The organism is Kitasatospora sp. NPDC051164 (assembly GCF_044455625.1).
Taxonomy (GTDB): Bacteria; Actinomycetota; Actinomycetes; order Streptomycetales; family Streptomycetaceae; genus Kitasatospora.
On sequence record NZ_JBITFB010000025.1, the window covers coordinates 120,493 to 143,742 of the forward strand.

The 23,250-nt window shown below is 72.9% G+C and carries 21 protein-coding genes; 17 read left to right on the forward strand and 4 right to left on the reverse strand.

From position 1 onward, the window contains the following. Window positions 1-48 precede the first annotated feature (48 nt). A complete protein-coding gene (locus ACIBEC_RS32590) occupies window positions 49-801 on the reverse strand; it encodes a cyclase family protein (protein ID WP_360495521.1) in 753 nt (250 codons plus the stop codon). Window positions 802-867: 66 nt separating this feature from the next. Here ACIBEC_RS32590 and ACIBEC_RS32595 point away from each other — a divergent pair, with 66 nt between their 5' ends. The 6 genes from ACIBEC_RS32595 to ACIBEC_RS32620 all read left to right on the forward strand — a co-directional run bounded on the left by ACIBEC_RS32595 (window position 868) and on the right by ACIBEC_RS32620 (window position 6,867). Then, window positions 868-1,551, forward strand: coding sequence for a UbiX family flavin prenyltransferase (locus ACIBEC_RS32595; RefSeq protein ID WP_360495518.1), 684 nt, complete (start codon window positions 868-870; stop codon window positions 1,549-1,551). Window positions 1,552-1,670: 119 nt separating this feature from the next. Beyond that, the gene (locus tag ACIBEC_RS32600) at window positions 1,671-2,129 is read left to right on the forward strand and encodes an Lrp/AsnC family transcriptional regulator (protein ID WP_030055719.1); all 459 of its coding nucleotides are present in this window, start codon (window positions 1,671-1,673) and stop codon (window positions 2,127-2,129) included. Window positions 2,130-2,132: 3 nt separating this feature from the next. Next, window positions 2,133-3,095, forward strand: coding sequence for a threonine/serine dehydratase (locus tag ACIBEC_RS32605; RefSeq protein WP_360495515.1), 963 nt, complete (start codon window positions 2,133-2,135; stop codon window positions 3,093-3,095). Between the two features lie 51 nt (window positions 3,096-3,146). Then, entirely contained in the window at window positions 3,147-4,310 is a 1,164-nt protein-coding gene (mqnE, locus tag ACIBEC_RS32610; RefSeq protein WP_360495512.1) for an aminofutalosine synthase MqnE, read from the forward strand. A 127-nt stretch (window positions 4,311-4,437) separates the two neighbouring features. After that, a complete protein-coding gene (locus ACIBEC_RS32615; protein WP_360495509.1) occupies window positions 4,438-5,784 on the forward strand; it encodes a L,D-transpeptidase family protein in 1,347 nt (448 codons plus the stop codon). Between the two features lie 138 nt (window positions 5,785-5,922). Next, the gene (locus ACIBEC_RS32620; protein WP_360495506.1) at window positions 5,923-6,867 is read left to right on the forward strand and encodes a beta-ketoacyl-ACP synthase III; all 945 of its coding nucleotides are present in this window, start codon (window positions 5,923-5,925) and stop codon (window positions 6,865-6,867) included. Between the two features lie 233 nt (window positions 6,868-7,100). On the opposite strand, the gene ACIBEC_RS32625 is transcribed toward ACIBEC_RS32620, so the two are convergent. After that, window positions 7,101-7,748: a TetR family transcriptional regulator gene (locus ACIBEC_RS32625; RefSeq protein WP_030055725.1), complete on the reverse strand. Its 648-nt coding sequence runs from the start codon at window positions 7,746-7,748 to the stop codon at window positions 7,101-7,103. 423 nt (window positions 7,749-8,171) lie between these two features. Between ACIBEC_RS32625 and ACIBEC_RS32630 the strand changes: the two genes are divergently transcribed. After that, window positions 8,172-10,589, forward strand: a complete 2,418-nt coding sequence (locus tag ACIBEC_RS32630) for a serine/threonine-protein kinase (RefSeq protein WP_360495503.1) — start codon at window positions 8,172-8,174, stop codon at window positions 10,587-10,589. Between the two features lie 93 nt (window positions 10,590-10,682). On the opposite strand, the gene galE is transcribed toward ACIBEC_RS32630, so the two are convergent. After that, window positions 10,683-11,669, reverse strand: a complete 987-nt coding sequence (gene galE, locus ACIBEC_RS32635; protein ID WP_360495500.1) for a UDP-glucose 4-epimerase GalE — start codon at window positions 11,667-11,669, stop codon at window positions 10,683-10,685. A 143-nt stretch (window positions 11,670-11,812) separates the two neighbouring features. Between galE and ACIBEC_RS32640 the strand changes: the two genes are divergently transcribed. Continuing rightward, window positions 11,813-12,973 carry a S1C family serine protease gene (locus tag ACIBEC_RS32640; RefSeq protein WP_396289544.1) on the forward strand — a complete coding sequence of 387 codons (1,161 nt, stop codon included), beginning with the start codon at window positions 11,813-11,815 and terminating at the stop codon, window positions 12,971-12,973. 132 nt (window positions 12,974-13,105) lie between these two features. Here the strand turns inward: ACIBEC_RS32640 and ACIBEC_RS32645 are convergent, their stop codons facing one another. After that, window positions 13,106-14,275 carry a sensor domain-containing protein gene (locus tag ACIBEC_RS32645; protein ID WP_360496067.1) on the reverse strand — a complete coding sequence of 390 codons (1,170 nt, stop codon included), beginning with the start codon at window positions 14,273-14,275 and terminating at the stop codon, window positions 13,106-13,108. Window positions 14,276-14,678: 403 nt separating this feature from the next. Between ACIBEC_RS32645 and ACIBEC_RS32650 the strand changes: the two genes are divergently transcribed. From ACIBEC_RS32650 to ACIBEC_RS32690, 9 genes are read left to right on the forward strand one after another with little or no spacing between them, the layout of a single operon-like run. Continuing rightward, window positions 14,679-15,095 carry an NADH-quinone oxidoreductase subunit A gene (locus ACIBEC_RS32650; protein ID WP_360495497.1) on the forward strand — a complete coding sequence of 139 codons (417 nt, stop codon included), beginning with the start codon at window positions 14,679-14,681 and terminating at the stop codon, window positions 15,093-15,095. Then, complete coding sequence (locus ACIBEC_RS32655) at window positions 15,086-15,799, forward strand: NADH-quinone oxidoreductase subunit B family protein (protein ID WP_360495494.1); 714 nt, start codon at window positions 15,086-15,088, stop codon at window positions 15,797-15,799. Before ACIBEC_RS32650 ends, ACIBEC_RS32655 begins: the two co-directional genes overlap by 10 nt. After that, window positions 15,796-16,914, forward strand: coding sequence for an NADH-quinone oxidoreductase subunit C (locus tag ACIBEC_RS32660; RefSeq protein WP_360495491.1), 1,119 nt, complete (start codon window positions 15,796-15,798; stop codon window positions 16,912-16,914). Before ACIBEC_RS32655 ends, ACIBEC_RS32660 begins: the two co-directional genes overlap by 4 nt. Further along, entirely contained in the window at window positions 16,911-17,870 is a 960-nt protein-coding gene (gene nuoH / locus ACIBEC_RS32665; RefSeq protein WP_396289546.1) for an NADH-quinone oxidoreductase subunit NuoH, read from the forward strand. Before ACIBEC_RS32660 ends, nuoH begins: the two co-directional genes overlap by 4 nt. Continuing rightward, on the forward strand, window positions 17,867-18,421 hold the full coding sequence (locus tag ACIBEC_RS32670; protein ID WP_360495488.1) for an NADH-quinone oxidoreductase subunit I: 555 nt from the start codon (window positions 17,867-17,869) through the stop codon (window positions 18,419-18,421). The genes nuoH and ACIBEC_RS32670 overlap by 4 nt, the downstream gene beginning before the upstream one ends. Then, window positions 18,418-19,140: an NADH-quinone oxidoreductase subunit J gene (locus ACIBEC_RS32675; RefSeq protein ID WP_360495485.1), complete on the forward strand. Its 723-nt coding sequence runs from the start codon at window positions 18,418-18,420 to the stop codon at window positions 19,138-19,140. The genes ACIBEC_RS32670 and ACIBEC_RS32675 overlap by 4 nt, the downstream gene beginning before the upstream one ends. Continuing rightward, entirely contained in the window at window positions 19,140-19,514 is a 375-nt protein-coding gene (gene nuoK, locus ACIBEC_RS32680; protein ID WP_360495483.1) for an NADH-quinone oxidoreductase subunit NuoK, read from the forward strand. Before ACIBEC_RS32675 ends, nuoK begins: the two co-directional genes overlap by 1 nt. Further along, on the forward strand, window positions 19,511-21,571 hold the full coding sequence (locus ACIBEC_RS32685) for an NADH-quinone oxidoreductase subunit L (protein WP_360495480.1): 2,061 nt from the start codon (window positions 19,511-19,513) through the stop codon (window positions 21,569-21,571). The genes nuoK and ACIBEC_RS32685 overlap by 4 nt, the downstream gene beginning before the upstream one ends. Window positions 21,572-21,624: 53 nt before the next feature. Beyond that, window positions 21,625-23,205, forward strand: a complete 1,581-nt coding sequence (locus ACIBEC_RS32690) for an NADH-quinone oxidoreductase subunit M (RefSeq protein ID WP_360495477.1) — start codon at window positions 21,625-21,627, stop codon at window positions 23,203-23,205. The last annotated feature ends 45 nt before the right edge of the window (window positions 23,206-23,250 follow it).

Sequence of the window (23,250 nt, forward strand, 5' to 3'; positions counted from 1 at the left end):
AGATGGTCTAGACCAAGTGAGGTGCACGCGGCGGCGACCGGCTGCGGCTCAGCCCAGCCGGGCCACCGCCCGAACCGGGGCGCCGTCCGCCGCGACCAGCCGCAGCGGGAACAGCGAGACCGCCACCGGCCGGCCGGCCTCCTGCGCCTCCAGCAGCGCCCGCAGGTCGGTCAGGTTCTCGGCGATCACCCCGCCGCCGGGCGCCCCCAGCAGCACCCGGTGCGCGGCGAGCGACGGTTCGGCGGCGGTGTCCTGGTCGTGCTCGTCGGTGAGGTCGGCCAGCAGGGCGGCCACCGCGGGGTCCCCGGGGCCCGGGTCGGGCGTCGGGTCGACGCTGAGCGCGTCCACCCCGACCGTCCGCACCCCGGCGGCCACGATCGCCTCGGCGGCGGCCGGGGTCAGGCTGGGGTGGGCGAGGTAGGCGTCGGTGCCCCAGTGCCGGGCCCAGCCGGTGGCCAGCAGCAGGACGGTGCCCTCGCCGGAGTCCGCGGCCCGTTCCAGCGCGGGCGCCAGCAGGTCGGGGGTGACGGCCGTCCGGGGCTCCAGCCCGCGCAGGTCGGCGAGTACGGCGGGCCCGGTGAACCGCTCCAGCGGCAGGCCGTCCAGGGTCGGCCAGGTGACGTCCACGTGGTACGGCGCGTCCACGTGGGTCCCGGACTGCGAGCCGAGGTGCAGGGCCAGCACGTTCACCCCGGCGGTGGCGGTGGTGAGTGCGGGCTCCAGCAGGACGGCCGGATCGCCGGGGTAGACCGGCATCGCGGTGGTCACCTGATGGGTGAGGTCGACGAGGGTCGCTGCCATGCCCCCATCCTTCCAGGGGCGACCGCGGATGCGGCTCCGCCGGGTGAAGCCGGATAGAAATGCCCCATGGGACATGCGAAGCGTCAGCCGTGGGTGGTCGGGGTCTCGGGCGCGTCGGGGACGCCGTACGCGGCCTCGGTGATCCGGGGGTTGCTGGCGGCCGGTGAGGCGGTGGACCTGATCGTCAGCCGGGCCGCCCGGCTGACGATCCTGGACGAGACCGGCATCTCCTTCCGGGACGCCCACTGGCGCGCCGACCTGGCCGCCTGGCTGGGCGTGGAGGGCCCCGAGGACGGCCTGGACGACGTCCGCTACTGGCCCGCCGGGGACTTCGCGGCCGGCCCGTCCAGCGGCTCGTACCCGGCCAAGGGCATGCTGGTGGTGCCCGCGACCACCGGCGCGGTCGCCGGGATCGCGCTGGGCCTGAGCAAGGACCTGCTGCAGCGGGTCGCCAGTGTCACCCTCAAGGAGCGCCGCCCGCTCGTCGTGTGCCTGCGCGAGACGCCACTCAACGGGGTGACGTTGAAGCACCTGGTGGAGCTCGACGCGCAGGGCGCGGTCGTCCTGCCCGCTTCGCCCGGTTTTTACGCCGGCGGCTCCACCGTGCGCGAACTCGTGGATTTCGTGGCCGGACGGGTGTTGGACGCCGTCGGCGTGCCGCATTCCCTGTACCTGCGCTGGGAGGGCGAGTTGGGCGCGGCCGCCCGCCGAGCGGACGGGAATGGGGGCGCTTCGGCTGAGGGGGAGTAAGGAGACCGAGGGCGGGAGAGTATCTTCTCTGCGATATCCGGGTCGGTCGGCGCACGGCGCCTTTGAATCCGGATAATGATCTGTGGGTCTGGAGAGGTTCGGAAGGACGCGGACGGTATATGGACACGGTGGACAGACAGCTCATCCAGGCGCTCCGGGAGAACGGCCGTGCGTCCTACGCCGAGCTGGGCCGGTTGGTCGGACTCTCCGGCCCGAGCGTCACGGACCGGATCAACCGCCTGGAGCAGGCCGGGGTCATCACGGGGTACCGCGCGACGGTCAACCCGGCCTCGCTCGGTTTCGGCGTCACGGCCCTGATCGGCCTTCAGCTCACGGACGCGGCGGACCACGAGGACGTGGCGTTCCGGCTGAAGGACCTCAACGAGGTCGAGGACTGCTGGTTCATCGCCGGCGACGACTCCTACATGCTCAAGGTCCGGGTGGCCGACGTGGCCGGCCTGGAGTCGGTGGTGAAGCGGATCTCGGGCACCAAGGGCGTGGCCCGGACCCGCACCACCGTCGTACTCTCCACGAAGTGGGAAAACCGGGTGAGTGAACTTCCTCCTGTAGGAGAGTGACGCATGGCACTGGTCGGTCTGGAGGAGCTGCGCGCAGCTCGGCAGCGGATCGCGGGGGTCGCCGTGCGCACCCCGCTGGTTCCCGCCCCTTGGGCGGCCGAGGGGGAGCGGCGGCTCTGGCTGAAGCCGGAGAACCTCCAGCCGACCGGGGCCTTCAAGACCCGCGGCGCCTACAACCGGCTGGCCGCGCTGACGGCGGACGAGCGGGCCCGCGGCGTGGTCGCCCAGTCCAGCGGCAACCACGCGCAGGCGGTGGCGTACGCGGCGCAGCTGCTCGGCATCAAGGCCGTGATCGTGATGCCGGACACGTCGCCGGCGGTGAAGGTGGAGGCCACCCGGGGGTTCGGCGCCGAGGTGGTGCTGGTGTCCCCGGCGGACCGGGACACCCTGCCCGGCGAGCTCGCCGAGAAGCACGGCTACGTCTGGGTGCCGCCGTACGACGACCCGTTCATCATCGCGGGCCAGGGCACGGTCGGTCTGGAGATCGCCGAGGACGCCCCGGCGGAGCTGGACACCGTCCTGGTGCCGGTCAGCGGCGGCGGGCTGATCGGCGGGACGGCGGCCGCGCTCAAGCTCACCCGCCCGGGCATCCGGGTGATCGGCGTGGAGCCCGAGCTGGCGGCCGACGCCCAGGCCAGCCTGCGGGCCGGGCGCCGGCTCTCCTGGCCGGTCGCCGACACCTACCGCACCATCGCGGACGGCCTGCGCACCCCGTCCGTCGGCGTGCTGCCGTACGAGCACATCACCGCCTACGTGGACGACATCGTCACCGTCACCGAGGACGAGATCCGGGCCACCGTCGCCCTGCTGGCCCGCCGCGGCCGGCTGGTCGCCGAGCCCTCCGGGGCGGTCGCCCCGGCCGCGTACTTCCACCGCGCCGCCGAGACCGGGGGCCAGTCGGTGGCGGCCGTGGTCAGCGGCGGGAACATCGAACCCGCACTGCTCGCCGAGCTGCTCTCCGCATAGGCGTACGCTCGTTCCGGCAAGGAATCGAAGTCGGAGGAGGCGGGTCACCGCATGGACGCAGGGCTCAAGCGCGAGCTGGAGGCGAAGGTCTACGCGGGTGAGCGGCTGACCCGCGAGGACGGGATCGCGCTCTACGAGAGCGACGACCTGGCCTGGCTGGGTGGTCTGGCCCACCACGTGCGGACGCGGAAGAACGGCGACGTCGTCCACTTCAACGTCAACCGCCACCTCAACATGACCAACGTGTGCAACGCGTCCTGCGCGTACTGCTCGTTCCAGCGCAAGCCGGGCGAGAAGGACGCCTACACGATGCGCATCGAGGAGGCCGTCCGCCTCGCCAAGGCGATGGAGGTCGACTCCCTCACCGAGCTGCACATCGTCAACGGTCTGCACCCGACCCTGCCGTGGCGCTACTACCCGCGCTCGCTGCGGGAGCTGAAGGCGGCCCTGCCGACCGTCTCGCTGAAGGCCTTCACCGCCACCGAGATCCACTGGTTCGAGAAGATCAGCGGCCTGTCCGCCGACGAGATCCTGGACGAGCTGATCGACGCCGGCCTGGAGTCGCTGACCGGCGGCGGCGCGGAGATCTTCGACTGGGAGGTCCGCCAGCACATCGTCGACCACGACACCCACTGGGAGGACTGGTCTCGGATCCACCGCCTCGCGCACAGCAAGGGCCTCAAGACGCCGGCCACCATGCTGTACGGCCACATCGAGGAGCCCCGTCACCGGGTGGACCACGTGCTGCGGCTGCGCGAGCTGCAGGACGAGACCGGCGGCTTCCAGGTCTTCATCCCGCTGCGCTACCAGCACGACTTCCACGACTCCAAGGACGGCGTCGTGCGCAACAAGCTGATGGCCCGCACCGAGATGGCCACCGGCGCCGAGGCGCTGAAGACCTTCGCGGTCTCCCGGCTGCTCTTCGACAACGTCCCGCACGTCAAGGTCTTCTGGGTGATGCACGGCGTCACCACCGCCCAGCTGGCGCTCAGCCACGGCGCGGACGACATGGACGGCTCGGTCGTCGAGTACAAGATCACCCACGACGCGGACAACTTCGGCACCCCGAACAAGCTCGGCCGCGACGACCTGCTCGGCCTGATCCGCGACGCCGGCTTCCGCCCGGTCGAGCGCAACACCCGCTACGAGATCATCCGCGAGTACGAGGGCCCGGACCTGACGCGCCGTGAGACCCCGCAGGCGATGCGCCTCTGACCTGCCCTCCGACCAGCGCACTCTCCCGCCGCCCGGGCCGCACTCCGGCCCGGGCGGCGGTGCCTTCACGGCCTCCGCACGCGACCCGGGTTTACCAACGGGTAGGACGTTTGGCAGGATCGACCGCATGTCCGGTTCCCATCGCGCCACCGAGTACCCACCGTACGAGCCGATGCAAGAGCCGGTGTACGGGGTGCCGCAGCAGTCGCACGAGGCGCCGTACGGCACGTACCAGCCGTACGCGCAGCCGGTTCAGCAGCCCTACCAGGAGCCGGCGCAGCAGCCGTACCAGGAGCCCGCCGGGCAGGAGTACGGCTACGGCGTGTACCAGCCGTACGAGCAGCCTTGTCAGCAGCCCTACGACCAGCAGCCCTACGACCAGCAGCCCTACGACCAGCCGCACCAGCAGTCGTACGAGCAGTCGTACGAGCCGGCCCCTGACGGGTACTTCGAGGCGTACGACCAGCCGTTCCCGTCGTACGAGCCCGCGCCGGAACCGGCCGTCCCCGCGTCGGAGCCCGCCGCCTACGAGCCGACCCCCGAGCCCCTCGCCCCCGTCGTGCCCGCTGCCACCCCCGTCGCGGCCACGCCCGTCGCGGGCGGCCGGGCGGCCAACCGGGGCCGACGGCGCAAGGCGAAGCAGAAACGTCACGGCAAGGCCGTGATGGCCGGCACCGCCCTGCTGGTCGCGGCCGCCGCCGGCTGGTACACCGTCGGCCAGGACGAGGCCAAGCCCGGCCTCACCGCCGCCGACGGCCCCGGCCCCGACGGCGTCAGCAAGCCCGACCAGCCCGCCCCGGCCCCCGCGGCCGTCCAGGCCGCCTCCGACCGGCAGGCCGCCCCCCAGGCCGCCGGCCGCAGCCAGGCCCGCCCGGACGCCTCGGTGGCCGCGATACCCGGCCTCGGTGCCACGTTCACCGCGAAGATCCCCCCCGAGACCGCCCAGGTCCTGGTCGCCTCCGGCACGGACAAGAACACCGACAAGAACACCGTCGTCCTCTGGACCCGCACCCCCGAGGGCCGCTGGCTGGCCGGCGATACCTGGCAGGGCCACAACGGCAAGAACGGCTGGACCGCCGACCACAACGAGGGCGACCTGCGCAGCCCGATCGGCGTCTTCAGCCTCACCGACGCGGGCGGCCGCAAGGACGACCCGGGCAGCAAGATCCCGTACGACAAGGACCCGAGCTTCGTGGTCTCCGGCACGGGCTTCTTCGGCGACCAGCTGGCCGGCTCCTTCGACTACGTGGTCGCGATCAACTACAACCGCGTCGCCGGCAGCACTCCGCTCGACATGCGCCGCCCGATGGGCTCCAAGAAGGGCGGCGGCATCTGGCTCCACGTGGACCACGACGGCCCCACCCACGGCTGCGTGTCGATCCCCGAGGACAAGATGGCCGAGCTGATACGAACCCTGGACCCCGCCGCCCACCCGGTCATCGTGATGGGGGACACGGCGACGCTGGCCGCCTGACCTCGGCACGCGCGACCTCGGCACACGCGCGACCCCAAGCGCCCCAACGGCCGTTGTTGATCCCCTACAGATCGCCGGTGCGGATCCTGTCGCCGGTCGTGCCCCGCTGACCAGCGGGTAACCCGGTTCCATGGCAGCATGAGCGGTTCTCGCATTGTGGCACTCGGGCACTACCAGCCCCCCAAGGTCCTCACCAACGACGACCTGGCGGCGCTCGTCGCCACCGACGACGAGTGGATCCGCAGCCGGGTGGGCATCCGCACCCGGCACATCGCCGAAGGCGAGACCCTGGTCGACCTCGCCGCCGAGGCCGCCCAGAAGGCGCTCGCCAACAGCGGCCGGACGGCTGAGGAGATCGACCTCGTCGTCGTCGCCACCTGCACCGCGATCGAGCGCAGTCCCAACACCGCCGCCGCGGTGGCCGCCCGGCTGGGCGTGCGCTCGCCCGCCGCGTACGACATCAACACGGTCTGCTCCGGCTTCTCGTACGCCCTGGCCACCGCCGACCACGCGATCCGGGCCGGCGCGTCCCGCCGCGCGCTGGTGATCGGCGCCGAGCGGATGTCCGACACGCTCGACTGGACCGACCGCTCCACCTGCGTGATCTTCGGCGACGGCGCGGGTGCCGCGGTGGTCGAGGCCCAGGAGGAGGGCGCCGAGCCCGGTATCGGGCCGGTGGTCTGGGGCTCCGAGCCGGAGAAGGGCGACGCCGTGGTGATCACCGGCTGGGACCCGGTGATCAGCCAGCAAGGCCAGTCGGTCTTCCGCTGGGCCACCACCCAGCTCGCCCCGCTCGCCCGGCAGGCCTGCGAGCGGGCCGGGATCGACCCGGCCGAGCTGAAGGGCTTCGTCCCGCACCAGGCCAACCTGCGGATCATCGACGCCATCGCCCGCAAGCTGGGCCTCGGCGACGCGGTGGTGGCCCGGGACGTGGTCGACTCCGGGAACACCTCGGCCGCCTCCATCCCGCTGGCCTTCTCCAAGCTGGTCGAGCGCGGCGAGCTCTCGCCCGGCGACCCGGTCCTGCTCTTCGGCTTCGGCGGCGGCCTGGCGTACGCCGGCCAGGTCGTGCGCTGCCCGTGAGGGCCCGAAAGCTCCACTGAGGGCGTGAAGGCTCCGCTGAGGGCCTGAAAGCTGCCCGAACGACGAATGCCGGTGGGCGGGCACCCCGTACGAGGGGGTGCCCGCCCACCGGCATGTCTGGCGCGCGTGCGGTACGTCGGCGGACCTCCCCCGAGGACACGGCCGCCGTCCGTCGTTCCCCGGACAGGAGGCCGGGGCTGCGCGCGGAGCGGATGGTGGGTCGGTTGGTCGGTCTACTTGGGCGGCTTCTTGCCGGTGACGCCCAGGTACACCAGGGGAGCGAGGTTGGGCTTGAGGTCCTTGACCTTGACGCCCCAGGAGGTGAAGGCCTTCTGGTGCTCGGCCGCCGAAGCGAGCAGCGAGACCAGGGCCCCGGCGACGGCGTTCGGGTCGAGCGACTTGTCGGCCTGACCCTTCGCCTGGAGTTCCTTGACGGCCTCTGCGAGCGGCTTGGCGACCGCGTTGAGGACGGTCATGCGGATCTTGAAGAACCGCTTGTCCCCTTCGGCGGCACCGAGCGTGACCACTCGGAGAATGGCGTCGTTCTTGCGCCAGAAGGCGAGGAATCCGTCGACCAGTTCTTCCGAAGTGGTCGGTCCGGACTTCCCTGCCCAGGACTTTCCGGCCACCAGCTCTTTGAGGGTGTCGGCGTCCTTGGCCATTTCCTCGGCGATTTCGAGGACTGCGCCCTCGACATCCGGGAAGTACTGGTAGAAGGTCGCGGGGGAGGTACCCGCCATACGGGCGACGTCGATGACCTTGACGTCCCGATAGGGCGACGTGCTGAGCATCTCGCGGAGGCAGTCGAGCAGCTTCTGCCGCGTCTCCTGTCCGCGTCGCCCGGCGACGCGACCGTCGACGGTGCGAACTTGTCCTGTCATGCCGTCAGCTTACCGTGGCACGATCTTGGCGCGATTCGGTGATGCGACTATTACTCCGCACGGGGGTTGGTATAGCGGCATCAACCACTTCGGACGGATATTCACGGGGCCTCGAAGCCCCTGTTGAAGCCCCCCCGTGTGCTTTTGATCTCACAGCGTGACGGCGAGTCCGCTGAGGGGTGGTCGGGTGACAGAAAGTGACGATTGGTGGGGGGTCCGGAGTCGTCCCGAAGTGGACGGTCCGGAGCTCCGGGTGCAAGCCGCAGCCGGAGCGGGCGTCAGAATCCAGCCGTTCCGTTCCCGGCGGCGGGGGTGCCCGGCGGTGCTCTCCGGGCGGGGGAGGTTGGAGATGCGCCGGGCGGCGTTGGAGAATCGGGTCCGGCACCACGCGGCGGGTGCGGACAACGGGGAGGTGGCAGCGGAGTGGACCAGCTGACGGCGCACGATCCGAGGAGGATCGGGCCCTTCGAGGTGCTGGGGCGGCTCGGCGCGGGTGGGATGGGGCTGGTCTACCTGGCGCGGTCCGCGTCCGGGCGACGAGTGGCCATCAAGACCGTCCGGGGGGAGCTGGCCGAGGACGAGCTGTTCCGGGTTCGCTTCGCGCGGGAGATCGCGGCCGCCAAGACGGTCGGCGGTTTCTACACGGCGGCCGTGGTGGACGCCGACGCGGACGCCCGGGTGCCCTGGCTCGCCACGGCGTACATCCCGGCGCCCTCGCTCGAGGACCTGGTCGAGGACTGCGGCCCGCTGCCGGTGGACGCGACCCGCTGGCTGGTCGCCGGCATCGCGGAGGCCCTGCAGTCCATCCACGCGGCCGGGCTGATCCACCGCGACCTCAAGCCCTCCAACGTCCTGGTGGTCGAGGACGGCCCGAAGGTGATCGACTTCGGCATCGCGGCCGGGGTCTCCAGCACCCGGCTCACCATGACCAACGTCGCGGTGGGCACCCCCGCCTACATGTCCCCCGAGCAGGCCCGGGACAGCCGGACCGTCCGGGGCGCCAGCGACGTCTTCTCGCTCGGCTCGCTGATGGTCTTCTGCGCCACCGGGCACCCGCCCTTCCGCGGCTCCAACCCGGTCGAGACGGTGTTCCAGCTGCTGCGCGAGGAGCCGGACCTGACCGGCATGCCGCCCGAGCTGATGGACCTGGTCCGGGCCTGCATGCAGCAGGCGGCCGAGCACCGGCCCACGCCGGCGCAGATCCAGGCCGAACTGGCCCCGCACCTCTTCTCCCGGGACGACGCCTCCGGCGAGGCCGGGGACTGGCTGCCGGCCAACGCGCTGGAGCTGATCGAGCGCAAGCGCGGCCGTCGCCAGCCGGCCCCGCCCCGGCCGGTCCAGGCCGAGCCGCCGCAGGCGCCGCAGGCGCCTGCGCCGTCGTACACGCCCCCGCCGCCGCTGCTCCCGCCGCAGTCCCACGGGGCCGCCGACCCGCGCACCGACCCGGGCGTCCGGCACGGGCAGCCGCCGGCCGGGCCGGTGCACACCGCGCCGCGGCCGGGCCAGGCCTCCGACGCCGAGATCCCGACCGCGAAGATCGCCTCCCCGAACAAGCACCGCGCGCCGACCGGCGGCGGCGCCGTCGAGGTGCAGCTGTCCGGCGCCTCGGTACGGATAGGCCCGGGGCCGCGGGCCGAGCACGAGCAGCCCGGTCCGAACACCGCCCCGGCCGCGACCGACTGGGTCCGCCGGGCGGCCCCCACCGCGCCGCCGCAGCCGGTCCAGGCCCCCACCCCGCCGGCCCCGGCCGCCCGCTGGCGCCCCTGGCGGTTCCGGATGTCCAACGACGTCTGGGGTACCCCGGTGGTCGCCGACGGCATGCTCTTCGTCTCCAGCTTCGAGGTGCACGCGCTGGACATTGGCTCCGGCGAGCGCCGCTACAAGACCCGCGACGTCGCCTGGGCGCTCGCGGTGGACGCCGGCCGGGCGCACGCCGCGGACGGCCCGCACCTGTACACCGTGGACGCCGCGGACGGCACCGAGCGCTGGCGCACCTCGCTGGACGGCTGGGTCTACTCGCTCTCCGCCGCCGACGGCGTGCTCTGCTGCGGCATCAGGGGCGGCGGCGTCCAGCTGCGCTCGGCGGCCAACGGCGCCGAACTGTGGCGCGCCGACGACGCCCAGCAGGACTACGAGAACCCGCAGTCCGGCCCGGTCCTGCTGGGCGGCGCGGCCTACTACTACGGCGCCGGACGGCTGCGCTGCGTCGACCCGCGCGGCGCGGGCCTGCGCTGGTCCTTCCAGGTCGGCGAGGACGTGCCCTCGCACCCGGTCGAGCGCGGCGGCGTGCTGTACGTCACGGCCGGCACCCGGGTGTACGCGCTGGACGCGGCCAGCGGGGTCGAGCGCTGGCGCTTCGAGGCCCCGGTGGTGCTGTTCACCCCGCCCGCCCTGGACGCCGACGCCGTCTACGTGGCCGACTACCTGGGCACCGTCTACGCGCTGGACGCGGCCACCGGCCTGGACCGCTGGCGCGGGGTCACCGGCAGCCGCCAGGGCGCCGAGCCGGTGGTCGTCGGGGACGGCATGGTGCTGGTCGGCAGCGGCGAGGTGCTGTACGCCTTCGAGGCGGCGACCGGCCGGGAGCGCTGGCGCTACACCGCGCGCGGCGAGATCGTCGGCTCCCCGGCGGTGGCCGACGGGCTGGTGCACCTGGGCAGCCGGGACCACTCGCTGCACACCCTGGACCTGGCGAGCGGTCAGCTGCGCTGGGAACTCGGCACCAAGGGCGAGCTCACCGGCTCACCGGTGGCGGTCGGCGGCCGGGTCTTCGTCGGCTCCAAGGACCGCTGCGTGTACGCGCTGGACGCCTTCTACGGCACGGCGGTGCCTGCCCGCTGAGCCGTGCCCGCCCGCTGGGGTGGGCCGGCTGGGGCGGGCCGGCGGCGGGGCACCGGCCCCGCCGCCCCACCGGGCCGTCGGACCCGGGTGCCGTCAGGCCTTGCGCGCCTCGGGGTGGCGGCCGCACCAGCCGTCCCACGCGGAGGCGACCATCTCCGCCACGCCGTGGCGCGCGCTCCAGCCCAGCTCGCGGTGGATCAGGTCGGCGGAGGCCACCACCCGGGCGGGGTCGCCGGGGCGGCGCGGCGTCACCTCGGCGGTGGTGTCGTAGCCGGTGACCTCGCCGATCACCGCCAGCATCTCCTGGACGCTGACGCCCTCGCCGCGGCCGATGTTGAGCACCAGCGTGGTGGTCCCGGCCGGGTCCGCGGCCAGCCGCTTGGCGGCCGCCACGTGGGCCGAGGCGATGTCGGAGACGTGGATGAAGTCGCGCACGCAGGTGCCGTCCGGCGTCGGGTAGTCGGCGCCGAAGATCCGCGGGGCCTCGCCGGCGGTGAGCCGCTCGAAGACCATCGGGATCAGGTTGAACACCCCGGCGTCGGAGAGCTCGGGGGAGGCGGCGCCGGCCACGTTGAAGTAGCGCAGGGCCACGGTGGACATGCCGTGGGCCTTCCCGGCCGCGGCGACCAGCCACTCGCCGGCGAGCTTGGTCTCGCCGTACGGGCTCATCGGGGCGCAGGGGGTGGACTCGGTGACCAGGTCGACGTCCGGCATGCCGTAGACCGCGGCGGAGGAGGAGAACAGGAAGCGCTTGACCCCGCCCTCGGCGGCGGCCTCCAGGACGGTCTGCAGGCCGATCACGTTCTCGCGGTAGTACAGGAACGGCTGCTCGACCGACTCGCCGACCTGCTTCTTGGCGGCGAAGTGCAGGACGCCCTGGACGCCGTGCTCGCGGATCGCGGCGTCAAGGACGGCGCGGTCCAGGGTGGAGCCCTCGACCAGGGGGACCCCGGCCGGGAGGCGGGACGCGTCGCCGGTGCTCAGGTCGTCCAGGACCACGACGCGCTCACCGGCGTCGAGCAGCTGGCGGACGACGTGCCCGCCGATGTATCCGGCACCGCCGGTGATCAACCAAGTCATGCGGCGAATCCTAGGTGTTCGGTTTAGGTCGGCTTTCCGGGCGAGTCCGGCCAGTGAACCGGATAAACCGGTGAAATGCTGACAAAGATTTCCGTGCTCTCATGCCCGCGCCCTCGGCGTGGTGACGAATCGGAGGCAGCCAGGTGAGCCGTAAGCAGGAACACACCCGCCCCCGGCCGACCGGGCCCCGGCCCACCGGGCCCAGGACGGCGCAGGCGCGGCTGCTGGCACCGGTCGCGGTGACCGCCGCGCTGGCCCTGGCCGGGTGTAGCAGCGGCTCGTCCTCCTCCGCCTCCTCCTCGTCGTCCTCGCCCGCGTCCGGCGCGTCCGGATCCGGCACCAAGCAGGCCTCCTCGCCCCCCACGTCGAGCGGGAACCAGCTGCAGGACGCGTACCAGAAGGTGATCGCCGACGTGCTGCCCTCGGTGGTGCAGATCACCACCGGCGACAGCCTCGGCTCCGGGATCGTCTACGACAACAAGGGCGACATCGTCACCAACGCCCACGTGGTCGGTACCGCGACCACCTTCACCGTGACTCTCGCCAACACCAGCAAGTCGCTGGACGCGAGCCTGGTCGCCAGCTACCCCGACTCCGACCTCGCGGTGATCCGGCTGGCCAGCCCGCCGAGCGGCCTCAAGCCCGCGACCTTCGGCGACTCCGGCAAGGTCGAGCTCGGCCAGATCACCCTCGCCATGGGCAGCCCGCTCGGGCTCTCCAGCAGCGTCACCCAGGGCATCGTCTCGGCCACCGGACGGACCGTCTCCGAGCCCCAGGGGGGCAGCTCGCCGGGCGCCACCATCGGCAACATGGTGCAGACCTCGGCCGCGATCAACCCGGGCAACAGCGGCGGCGCGCTGGTCAACCTGGACAGCCAGGTGATCGGCATCAACACGCTCGCCGCGACCGAACCCGAGGCCAACGGCGCGGCCGCCCCCGGCATCGGCTTCGCCATCCCGGCGTCCACCATCACCAACATCACCGACCAGCTGATCAAGCAGGGCAAGGTCACCAACTCCGGCCGGGCCGCGCTCGGCATCACCGCCCGGACCAGCTTCAACCAGCAGTTCCAGCCGGCCGGCGCGGTGATCGTTGCGGTCAGCCCGGGCGGCGCGGCCGCCTCGGCGGGGCTGCAGGCCGGGGACGTCATCACCAAGATCGGCGACACCCCGGTCGACTCCCTGAACGCGCTCACCACCACACTCGCCTCGCTCACCCCCGGCAGCAAGGTCACCGTCACCTACACCCGGGACGGCAACACCCAGACCGCCGACGTCACCCTCGGCCAGCTGGCAACCCCGTAACCCCGGTACGGCGCCGCCGGGCCGCACGCCGCGCAAGGGTTCCGCGGCCCGCCCGCCGTACCGGACCGGCGCCGGGCCCCCGTCACTGCCTCGACGGGGGCCCGGCGCTTGTCCGGACAGTCAGCGGTGGGGTCAGCGGCGGGCAGTGCGGGTGTGCCAGGGCAGCTCGACGGTGACGGAGGTCGGGCCGTCCTTCGGGCTCTCCACCAGGAAGACCCCGTCCACCGCGCGGACCCGCTCGGCCAGCCCCGCCAGACCGCTGCCCGGGTACGGGGCCGCGCCGCCCTTGCCGTCGTCCTGGACCAGCACCATCAGCTGGTGGTCCGAGCGCCAGACGTCGACCGAGGCGGTGCGGGCTCCGGCGTGCTTGGAGACATTGGTCAGCAGCTCGCTGACGGTGAAGTAGGCGATGCCCTCGACCGCCGAGTCCGGGCGCTCCGGCTCACCGTCCCGGCCGGTCAGGTCGACGTTCACCTTGACCCCGCCGGGGACGGTGCAGCGGGCCGCGACCGCGGACAGCGCGGCGTCCAGACCGCGGTCGGTGAGCACCGCCGGGTGGATGCCGCGGGCCAGGTCCCGCAGCTCCTGCAAGGCCAGCTTCACCTCGCCGTGCGCGTTGTCGACCATCCGCGTGGCGGCCACCACGTCCTCCTCGGACTCCACCTCGCGCAGCCGCTCCTTGGCCATGCCGAGATCCATCGCCAGCGCCACCAGCCGGGCCTGGGCCCCGTCGTGCAGGTCGCGCTCGATCCGGCGCAGGTCGGCGGCGGCGGTGTCGACCACTGTGCCGCGGTCGTCCTCCAGCTCGCGCACCCGCTCGGCCAGGGCGCCCGGGAAGAGCAGCGACTCGATCAGGATCCGGTCGATCGCGGCCATGCCGCGGATCACCCAGGGCAGCACCGGCCACAGCACCAGGACCGAGACCAGGGTCAGGGTGAAGCTGAGGATGCCCCAGGGCAGCATCAGCACGTTGTAGAGCGCGGTGCGCCAGTTCAGCAGGTCGGTGACGTGCGCGATGGTGTAGCCGACCACGCCCGGGCGGCGCGGCTGCACCGGCTCCGGCTCGTCGATCGCGGAGCCGTACGCCGTCCGCGCCCGGCGCCGGCCCAGGGCGCCCAGGGAACGCTGGGCGGCCAGCCCGGCGGCCAGCAGCGGCAGGCCGACCACGGTGACGGACAGCCCCAGGCCGACCGAGAGCGTGACCACGGCGAGGACGAAGCCGACGATGCCCAGCGGCAGGTTGAGCAGCAGGTGCCCCGCCTGGCGCCACATCCGTGCGCCGTACAGCGATGGGCGCTCCATCCGAGCGTCCTGCTCATCGATGGTGTCCTCGGCGCGGCGGTGCAGCGGCTTCATCCGGATCTACCGTCCTCTTGATCGTGCGACTGGACCAAGCTTCTCCAACCGGGGGCGGTGGGTGCCATGGGGGTGATACATCTTCCCGGCCGGGGGTTATCCCCACCCCCCGTCCCGGACGCCGGGCGTTCACCGGGGTGTCCATGGGCCGTCTTGCGGAACGGGCAGGGTTCGGGTGGAGCCGAGCCGTCCCCTTAGACTCACGCATTGGCCATGGTTGTGATCCCGGTTGAGACCGTGGTCAGGACCGCGGTGACGACCGTGGTGGTGACCGTGGTTATGACCGTGCGAGGAAACGTCGTAGAACTGCCTTGAGGGGCGGATTCACGGCCGAGGTGGAGGCGAAGGCATGGAGGGGCAGCACGCGGCTGTCGTCGCGGCCGACCCGGCGGTCGGCAGCGGCTACTTCGACGCGTACGCCGCGATGGGCCTGCTGGCCGTCGTCGGGGTGCTGTTCGTCGCCGTGGCGTTCACCGCCAACCGCCTGCTGCGGCCGGTGGTCTACTCGCCCGAGAAGCTCCTCGCCTACGAGTGCGGCGTGGACCCGGTGGGCGAGGACTGGGCGCACACCCAGATCCGCTACTACGTGTACGCCTTCCTGTACGTGATCTTCGCGGTCGACGCGATCTACCTGTTCCCGTGGGCGACCGTCTTCGCCACCGCCGGGTACGGCGCCGGAACGCTGATCGAGATGTTCCTCTTCATCGGCTTCCTCGCAGTCGGGCTGCTCTACGCCTGGAAGAAGGGCGTTCTGGAATGGACGTGACGCACTCCCACTCGCACGGCGCCCAGGGCGGTCCCGTCCCGCTCGGACTGCCGGACCCCGCCCGCCCCGGCGCCGTCGAGCGCCGCGGCATCGGACCGCTGGCCCGGCTCGCGCCGGACCCGGTCAAGGTGGTGCTCAACTGGGGCCGCCGCTACAGCCTCTGGTGCTTCAACTTCGGCCTGGCCTGCTGCGCGATCGAGTTCATCGCCGCGTCCATGGCCAAGCACGACTTCATCCGGATGGGCGTCATCCCGTTCGCGCCGGGTCCCCGTCAGGCGGACCTGATGATCGTCTCGGGGACGGTCACCGACAAGATGGCCCCGGCCGTCAAGCGGCTCTACGAGCAGATGCCCGAGCCGAAGTACGTCATCTCCTTCGGCGCCTGCTCCAACTCCGGCGGGCCCTACTGGGACTCGTACTCGGTCACCAAGGGCGTGGACCAGATCATCCCGGTCGACGTCTACGTGCCCGGCTGCCCGCCCCGGCCCGAGGCGCTGCTCCAGGGCATCCTCAAGCTGCAGGAGAAGATCGCCGAGGAGTCCCTGCCCGAGCGGTACACCGCGCCCGCGGCGGCGCTGCGCCGCCCGCTGGTGGCGGGGCCCACGGCTGCGGCCGGTTCCGAGGCCGGGAACGGTTCCGAGGCCGGGTCTTCGGCCGGGTCTTCGAGCGAGGCCGGGCCTTCGAGTGAGGGAGGGGCCTCGTGACCACGGCCGAGCAGTACGCGGCGTCGGTCGGGGAGTGGGCGACCGGCGCCGAGGCGTACGGGCTGATCACCGTCGACGTCCCGGCCGAGAACTGGATCGAGGCGCTCACCAACGCCCGGGACGTCCTGGGCCTGGGCTTCTTCGACTGGCTGAGCGCCGTCGACGAACTCGCCGAGGGCTTCTCCGTGGTCGCGCACCTGGCCGCCGTCGAGGCACCGGGCGTGCGGCACCTCGCGCTGCGCACCAAGGTGCCGCGCGACAAGGCGGCACTGCCGACCGCCGTCTCCGTCTACGCCGGTGCCGGCTGGCACGAGCGCGAGACGCACGAGATGTTCGGCATCGACTTCCCCGGGCACCCCTACCTGGCCACCCTGCTGCTGCCGGACGGCTTCGAGGGGCACCCACTGCGCAAGGAGTTCGTGCTCGCCGCCCGGGTCGCCAAGGACTGGCCGGGCGCCAAGGAACCGGGCGAGTCGGACCACGGCGGCGGCCCGGCCCGGCGCAAGATGCAGCCGGCCGGTGTGCCGGACCCGAACGAGTGGGGGCCGCTCAAGGGCACCCTGCCGCCGGTCGCCGAGCGGCCTGCGCGCGGTGCGCGGGCGGCGGGCGCGGCGGCGCGCACGCCCCGGGCGGCCGCTGCCGCCGGTGGCGCCGCCCCTGCTGCCGGTGCCGCCGGTGGCGCCGCCGAGGGCGCGCCCGTACGGGCCGACCGGCCGCGGCGGACGCGCTCGGTGGCGGAGGGCTCGGCGAGCCAGGCCGCTTCCGACGCCGCTCCCGCTGCTTCCGGTGCTCCTGCTCCCGCTTCCGGTGCTCCCGCCGCTCCCGCCGAGGAGACGCCCGCGGTGCGGGCGGACCGGCCGCGGCGAGCCCGGTCGGTCTCCGACGGGTCGGTCAGCCAAACCGCCGACGAGGCCGCGCCGGAGCGTCCGGCCCCCGCGCGATCCTCGTCCTCCGACGCGCCCTGGCACAACCCGGTGCCGGCCCACGATGAGAAGCCGTCGGGCGACCGGCCCCCGGCGCCGTCGGGCGACGAGCCCGCGGAGCAGCCCGGCGAGCCGGAGCAGAAGGACGAGACGGCGGCCGCCCCGGCCGACCGGGACGGAGACGGCGCGTGAACCTGCTCGACACCGTGCTGCGCTGCGTCGCCACCCTCGTGGTCTTCCTGGTCATCCCGCTGGTCATCGGCCAGACCGAGCACAAGGTCATGGCGCACATGCAGGGCCGGCTCGGCCCGATGTACGCGGGTGGCTTCCACGGCTGGGCACAGCTCGTCGCGGACGGCGTGAAGTTCGCGCAGAAGGAGGACATCGTCCCGGCCGGGGCGGACCGCCGGATCTTCCAGCTGGCGCCCGCCGTCTCGCTGCTGCCGTACCTCTTCGTACTCCTGGCGATCCCGGTCGGCCCGAACGGCTTCGTCGGCCAGGCGATCGACGCCGGGCTGTTCTTCGTGCTGGCCGTGATGGGCGTCGGCGTGATCGGCAAGCTGATGGCCGGCTGGGCCTCGGCGAACAAGTTCTCGCTGCTCGGCGGTCTGCGCACGGCCGCGCAGCTGATGTCGTACGAGCTGCCGATGGTGCTGGCGGCGGCCTCGGTGGCGATGGCCGCGGGCACCCTCTCGCTGCCCGGGATCGTGGACTCCTGGCAGTGGTACTGGCTGCCCTGGCAGGTCATCGGCGCGTTCGTGTTCTTCACGGCCGGTCTGGCCGAGCTGCAGCGCCCGCCGTTCGACATGCCGGTCGCCGACTCGGAGATCATCTTCGGCGCGTACACCGAGTACACCGGTCTGCGGTTCGCGCTGTTCCTGCTGTCCGAGTACGTGGGCATCCTCGTGGTGTCCGCGCTGACCGCGGTGCTCTTCCTGGGCGGCTGGCACGGGCCGATGGCGGACCAGCTCGGCTGGCTCTGGATGGTCCTCAAGACCTTCGCGCTGGCCTTCGTGGTCATCTGGCTGCGGGTCACCTACCCGCGGCTGCGCGAGGACCAGCTGATGCGCTTCGCGTGGACGGTGCTGATCCCGCTCGCCCTGGTCCAGCTGGCCCTCACCGGCATCATCAAGGTGGCGATCTCATGAGTTTTCCCGGTGTCGGCCTCGCCAAGGGGCTGGCCGTGACGCTGCGGACGATGACGAAGAAGAGCGTCACCGCGCAGTACCCCGACGTGCAGCCGGTGCTGCCGCCGCGTTCGCGCGGCGTCATCGCGCTGCTGGAGGAGAACTGCACGGTGTGCATGCTCTGCGCGCGCGAGTGCCCGGACTGGTGCATCTACATCGACTCCCACAAGGAGACGCTGCCGGCCGCCGAGCCGAACGCCCGGGCCCGCACCCGCAACGTGCTGGACCGGTTCGCCATCGACTTCTCGCTCTGCATGTACTGCGGGATCTGCATCGAGGTCTGCCCCTTCGACGCGCTGTTCTGGTCGCCGGAGTTCGAGTACGCCGAGACGGACATCCACGAGCTGACCCACGAGCGGGACAAGCTCCGCGAGTGGATGTGGACCGTCCCGGCGCCGCCGGCGCTGGACCCGGCGGCCGAGGACCCCAAGGAGATCGCCACCGCGCGCAAGGCCGCGGACAAGCTGGCCGCAGCCGCCGCGGTGCTGGAAGAGAAGGGTGACGACGTATGAGTGCCGCCGCCACGCTTCTCGCGGCGACCGGCTCGTTGGAGCCGGCCGCCCGTTCGTTCCTGTCCCCGACCGGGCAGGAGATCGTCTTCCTGCTGGTCGGCATCGCCGTGCTCGGCTCGGCCGTGGTCGCCGTCACCACCAAGCAGCTGGTGCACGCCGCGCTCTGGCTGGTCGTCGCGCTCGGCGGGCTGGCGGTGGAGTTCCTGCTGCTCACGGCCGAGTTCATCGCCTGGGTGCAGGTGCTGATCTACCTCGGCTCGGTGGTCGTCCTGGTGCTGTTCGGGCTGATGCTCACCAAGGCGCCGATCGGGCGCTCGCCGGACGCCGACTCCAAGAACCGCTGGGTGGCCCTGGTCGTGGCGCTGGCCTCGGCCGGGACGCTGGTCACGCTGGTCGTCGACGCCTTCCGGACCTCCTGGATCGACCTCGGCGCGGGCGGCGGCTCCGCCGCCGTCACCGGGGCGAGCCTGTTCCGGAACTGGGTGCTGCCCTTCGAGGCACTGTCCGTCCTGCTGCTGGCGGCGCTGGTCGGCGCGATCGTGCTGTCGCGCGGGGACAAGCGGCGGGTGCCGGTGCCCCGGGCGGGCAAGCTGCGCGCCGGACGGCCGGTCGGGTCCAACGGGACGGTCGCCGCGACCGCGCCCAAGCCGGCCGCGCCGGCCGCCGCCGAGCCGGCCGCCGCCGAGTCGGCCTCCGCCGAGCCGGAGGAGAAGAGCTGATGCACCTCGCCTACCCCGTCGTCCTCGCCGCGCTGCTGTTCAGCGTCGGCGTGTACGGCGTGCTCGCCCGGCGCAACGCCGTCCTGGTACTGATGTCGGTCGAGCTGATGCTCAACGCCGTCAACCTCAACCTGGTCGCCTTCGACGCCTGGCTGCGCGACTCGCTGCACGCCGGACAGGCGCTCACCCTGTTCACCATCACCGTCGCCGCCGCCGAGATCGGGCTGGGGCTCGCCATCGTCCTGCTGCTGTTCCGGGCCCGGGGCACGGCGGACATCGACCGGGCCACCGCGCTCGGCGACCCGGCCGAGTCGCTCGCCGCCGAGGAGACGCCGACCGGAGCCGAGGCGCTGAAGGGCCAGGCCGCCGCATGAACCTCGCCCTGCCCGTACTCGTCCCCGTGCTGCCCGCGCTCGGCGCGGCCGCGACCCTGGCCACCGGCAAGAAGGCGCCCGGGCTGGCCCGGCCGCTGGCGATCGTCCCGGTCGCCGTCTCGGCCGTGCTCGCCCTGGTGGTCGCCCTCCAGCTCGGCACCGGCCAGACCCTCGACGCGGCCACCCGGCTCACCCCGACCGGCGGCCCGGACATCACGCTCGCCCTCCACCTGGACGGCTTCAGCTCGCTGATCTCGGTGCTCGTCGGCCTGGTCGCCACCTGCGTCCAGGTCTACTCGACCGCGTACCTGAAGCAGGACCCGCGCTACCCCTCGTACGCGGCGCTGGTCTCGCTGTTCACCGCGGCGATGTTCCTGGTGGTCTACTCGGGCGACCTGATCGTGCTGCTGGTCGGCTGGGAGGTCATGGGCCTCTGCTCGTACTTCCTGATCGGCCACCACTGGGAGAGCGCGGACGCCCGCTCGGCCTCGCTCAAGGCCTTCCTGGTCACCAAGCTCGGCGACGTGCCCTTCCTGTTCGGGATCTTCCTGCTGGGCGCGGACGCCGGCAGCTTCCGGATCACGGACGTGCTGGCTGCCGCGGGCGAGGGCAAGCTCGGGCATCCGACGCTGATCGCGCTGCTGCTGCTCGCCGGGGTCGCCGGCAAGAGCGCGCAGTTCCCGCTGCACACCTGGCTCCCGGACGCCATGGCCGGCCCGACGCCGGTCTCCGCGCTGATCCACGCCGCCACCATGGTCGCGGCCGGCATCTACCTGGTCGCCCGGCTGATGCCGGTCTTCCTGCTGTCCGGCGCGGCGCTGGTCGTGCTCGCGGTGATGGCCGCCGTGACGATGATCGGCTCGGCGCTGTGCGCGCTCGCCCAGGACGACCTCAAGCGGGTGCTCGCCTACTCCACCGTCGGCCAGCTCGGCTACATGGCCGGCGCGCTGGCCAGCGGCGACCGCGAGGCCTCCGTCTTCCACCTGGTCAGCCACGGCGCGTTCAAGGCACTGCTGTTCCTGGCCGCCGGTGTGGTGATCCACGCCGCGCACACCAACTCGATCTCCGCGATGTCCCGGATCCCGGGGCTGCGCAAGCGCGTCCCGGACGCCTACTGGACGATGGGGATCGCGCTGATCGCCCTGATCGGGCTGCCGCCGTTCTCCGGCTTCTTCAGCAAGGAGGCGGTGCTGACCGCCGCCGAGCACGCCGCCAAGGGCGAGGCGCTCACCAACGGGCTCGGCCCGGCCTCGGCGGTGCCGCAGGCCGCCGGGTGGATCGTGCTGATCTCCGCCGCGCTCACCGCGCTGCTCACCGCCGCGTACGCGACCCGGCTCTTCCTGGTGGCGTTCCACAGCCCGGCCGGTGCCGCCGCTGCCGCACCGCAGGTGCTGCCCGCCGCCGACCGGGCCACTGTCGTGGCCGACCACGAGGCCGACGCGCCGTACTCGCCCGAGCTGGACGAGGCCGACCCGGGCAGCACCGAGCCGCCCGCAATGCGCTGGCCGCTCTGGGTGCTCGCCGTCCCGACCATGGGCTTCGGCATCGCCGGCCTGCGCTCGGACTGGCTGCCCGCGCTGCTGGACGGCGGCTCGCTGCGACCCACCGGGGTCACCGCCGTCACCGGCACCGGGCTCGCCGTGGTCGGCGTGCTCGCGGCGTACGGCGCCTGGCGCTCGGCGACCGCCCGGCTGGGCACCGGCAGGCCGGCTCCGGCCGCCGCCGGCCGGGTGCCCGGCCAGGCCGGAGCGCCGGCCGCCGAGGTGATCGTCGCCGACCCCGGGCGCACCCTGCTCGGCCCGCTGTTCGGCCCGGCCCGGCACGGCTTCGGCGTCGACCGGCTGTACCAGGCGCTGTTCGTCCGACCGGTGGTCGCCGCCGCCCGGCTGGTCCGCTTCCTCGACCGCGAGGTCGTCGAGGGCTACGTGCAGGGCAGCGGGATCGGCGCCAACCTGCTCGGCCGGGCCGTCCGGCTCGCGCAGACCGGCAACGCGCAGACCTACCTCAGCGCCCTGCTGGCCGCCGTCGTCCTGCTGGCCGTCCTGGTGGCGGTGTAGCCGGTGCTGTCCTTCACCTCCGTCCCCTCGACCGCCGCACGTAGGAGCCCCCGATGAACGCAGTCCTCATCGCCCTCCTGGTGCTGCCGCTGCTCGGCGCCGCGCTCACCCTGGCGCCGGTGTTCGGGCCGGACCGGGCCGCCGCCGACCGGCGGGCGCTGCGGCTGAACACTGTCGTCACCGGCGCGGTGCTCCTGCTCACCGTCGCTCTCGCGGCCGGCTTCGACCACGACGAACCCGCCCGGATGCAGGCCACCACCGACGTGTCCTGGATCCCGGCCCTGCACGTGCGCCTCCACCTCGGCGTGGACGGCATCTCGCTGCCGCTGATCGTGCTGACCGCGCTGCTCACCTTCCTCTGCGCGCTGTACTCGGAGAAGCGGCTGCCGAACGGGGAGGCCCGGGGCGGAGTCCCCGATGAGCCCCGTCCGTCCGCGCAGGCCTTCGTCGGGCTGTTCCTCCTCCTCGAAGTCGGCATGCTCGCCACCTTCGCGGTGCTGGACCTCCTGCTCTTCTTCCTGGCCTTCGAGATCGTGCTGATCCCGATGTACTTCCTGATCGCCCGCTGGGGGAGCGGCGCGAAGGCCCCGGCCGCCAACCGGTTCATCCTCTACACGCTGCTCGGCTCGGCCGTGATGCTGCTCGGCTTCCTGCTGATCGGCAGCAAGGCCGGCACCTTCGACATGCAGGCCCTGGCCGCCGCGCACGGCAGCGGACTGAGCCACACCACCCAGGTGATCGCCGCGCTGGCGATCCTGGTCGGGCTCGCCGTCAAGGCCCCCGCCTGGCCGCTGCACAGCTGGCTCCCCGACGCGCACACCGCCGCCCCGACGGTGGGCTCGGTGCTGCTCGCCGGCGTGCTGCTGAAGATGGGCACGTACGGTCTGGTCCGCGTCCTCCTCCCGGTCGTGCCGGACGGCACCGCCACGCTCGCCCCCTACCTGGGCGCCTTCGCGGCCGTCGGCATCGTCTACGGATCACTCGCCTGCCTGGCGCTGGCCCGCCCCGGATCCAAGGGCGACCTCAAGCGCCTGATCGCGTACTCCTCCGTCGGCCACATGGGCTTCGTGCTGCTCGGCATCGCCTCCCTCACCCCGGTGGGCGTCAACGGCGCACTGTTCGCCAACATCGCCCACGGCCTGATCACCGGCCTGCTGTTCTTCGTCGTCGGCGCGCTCAAGGACCGCTACGGCACTGCCGACCTCGACACCCTCTCCGGCGCCACCGGCGCCGCCCTGTACGGCCGGGCGCCGCGACTCGGCGCGCTGCTCGCCTTCGCCGCCGTCGCCAGCCTCGGCCTGCCCGGCCTGGCCGGCTTCTGGGGCGAGCTGCTCGCCATGTTCGGCGCGTTCGACCCGGCCGACGCCCTGTCGCGCCCCGCCTTCGTCACCTACATGGTCCTGGCCGGCCTCGGCACCCTCCTCACCGCCGCCTACCTGCTGATCGTCGTCAAGCGCGTCTGCATGGGTGACCCCGAGCAGCCCGCGCCGGTGGCCGAGGTGGCCGACCTGCGCCCGTACGAGGCCGTCAGCTGGACGCCGCTGGCCGCGCTCACCCTGCTCGCCGGCCTCTGGCCCGCGCTGCTGCTCGGCCTCTCGAACCCCGCCGTCAAGCACCTCCTCGGGGGTGGCTGACCGTGCTCGCAGCCCAGACCGCCGCACTCGGACCTCACTCCACGG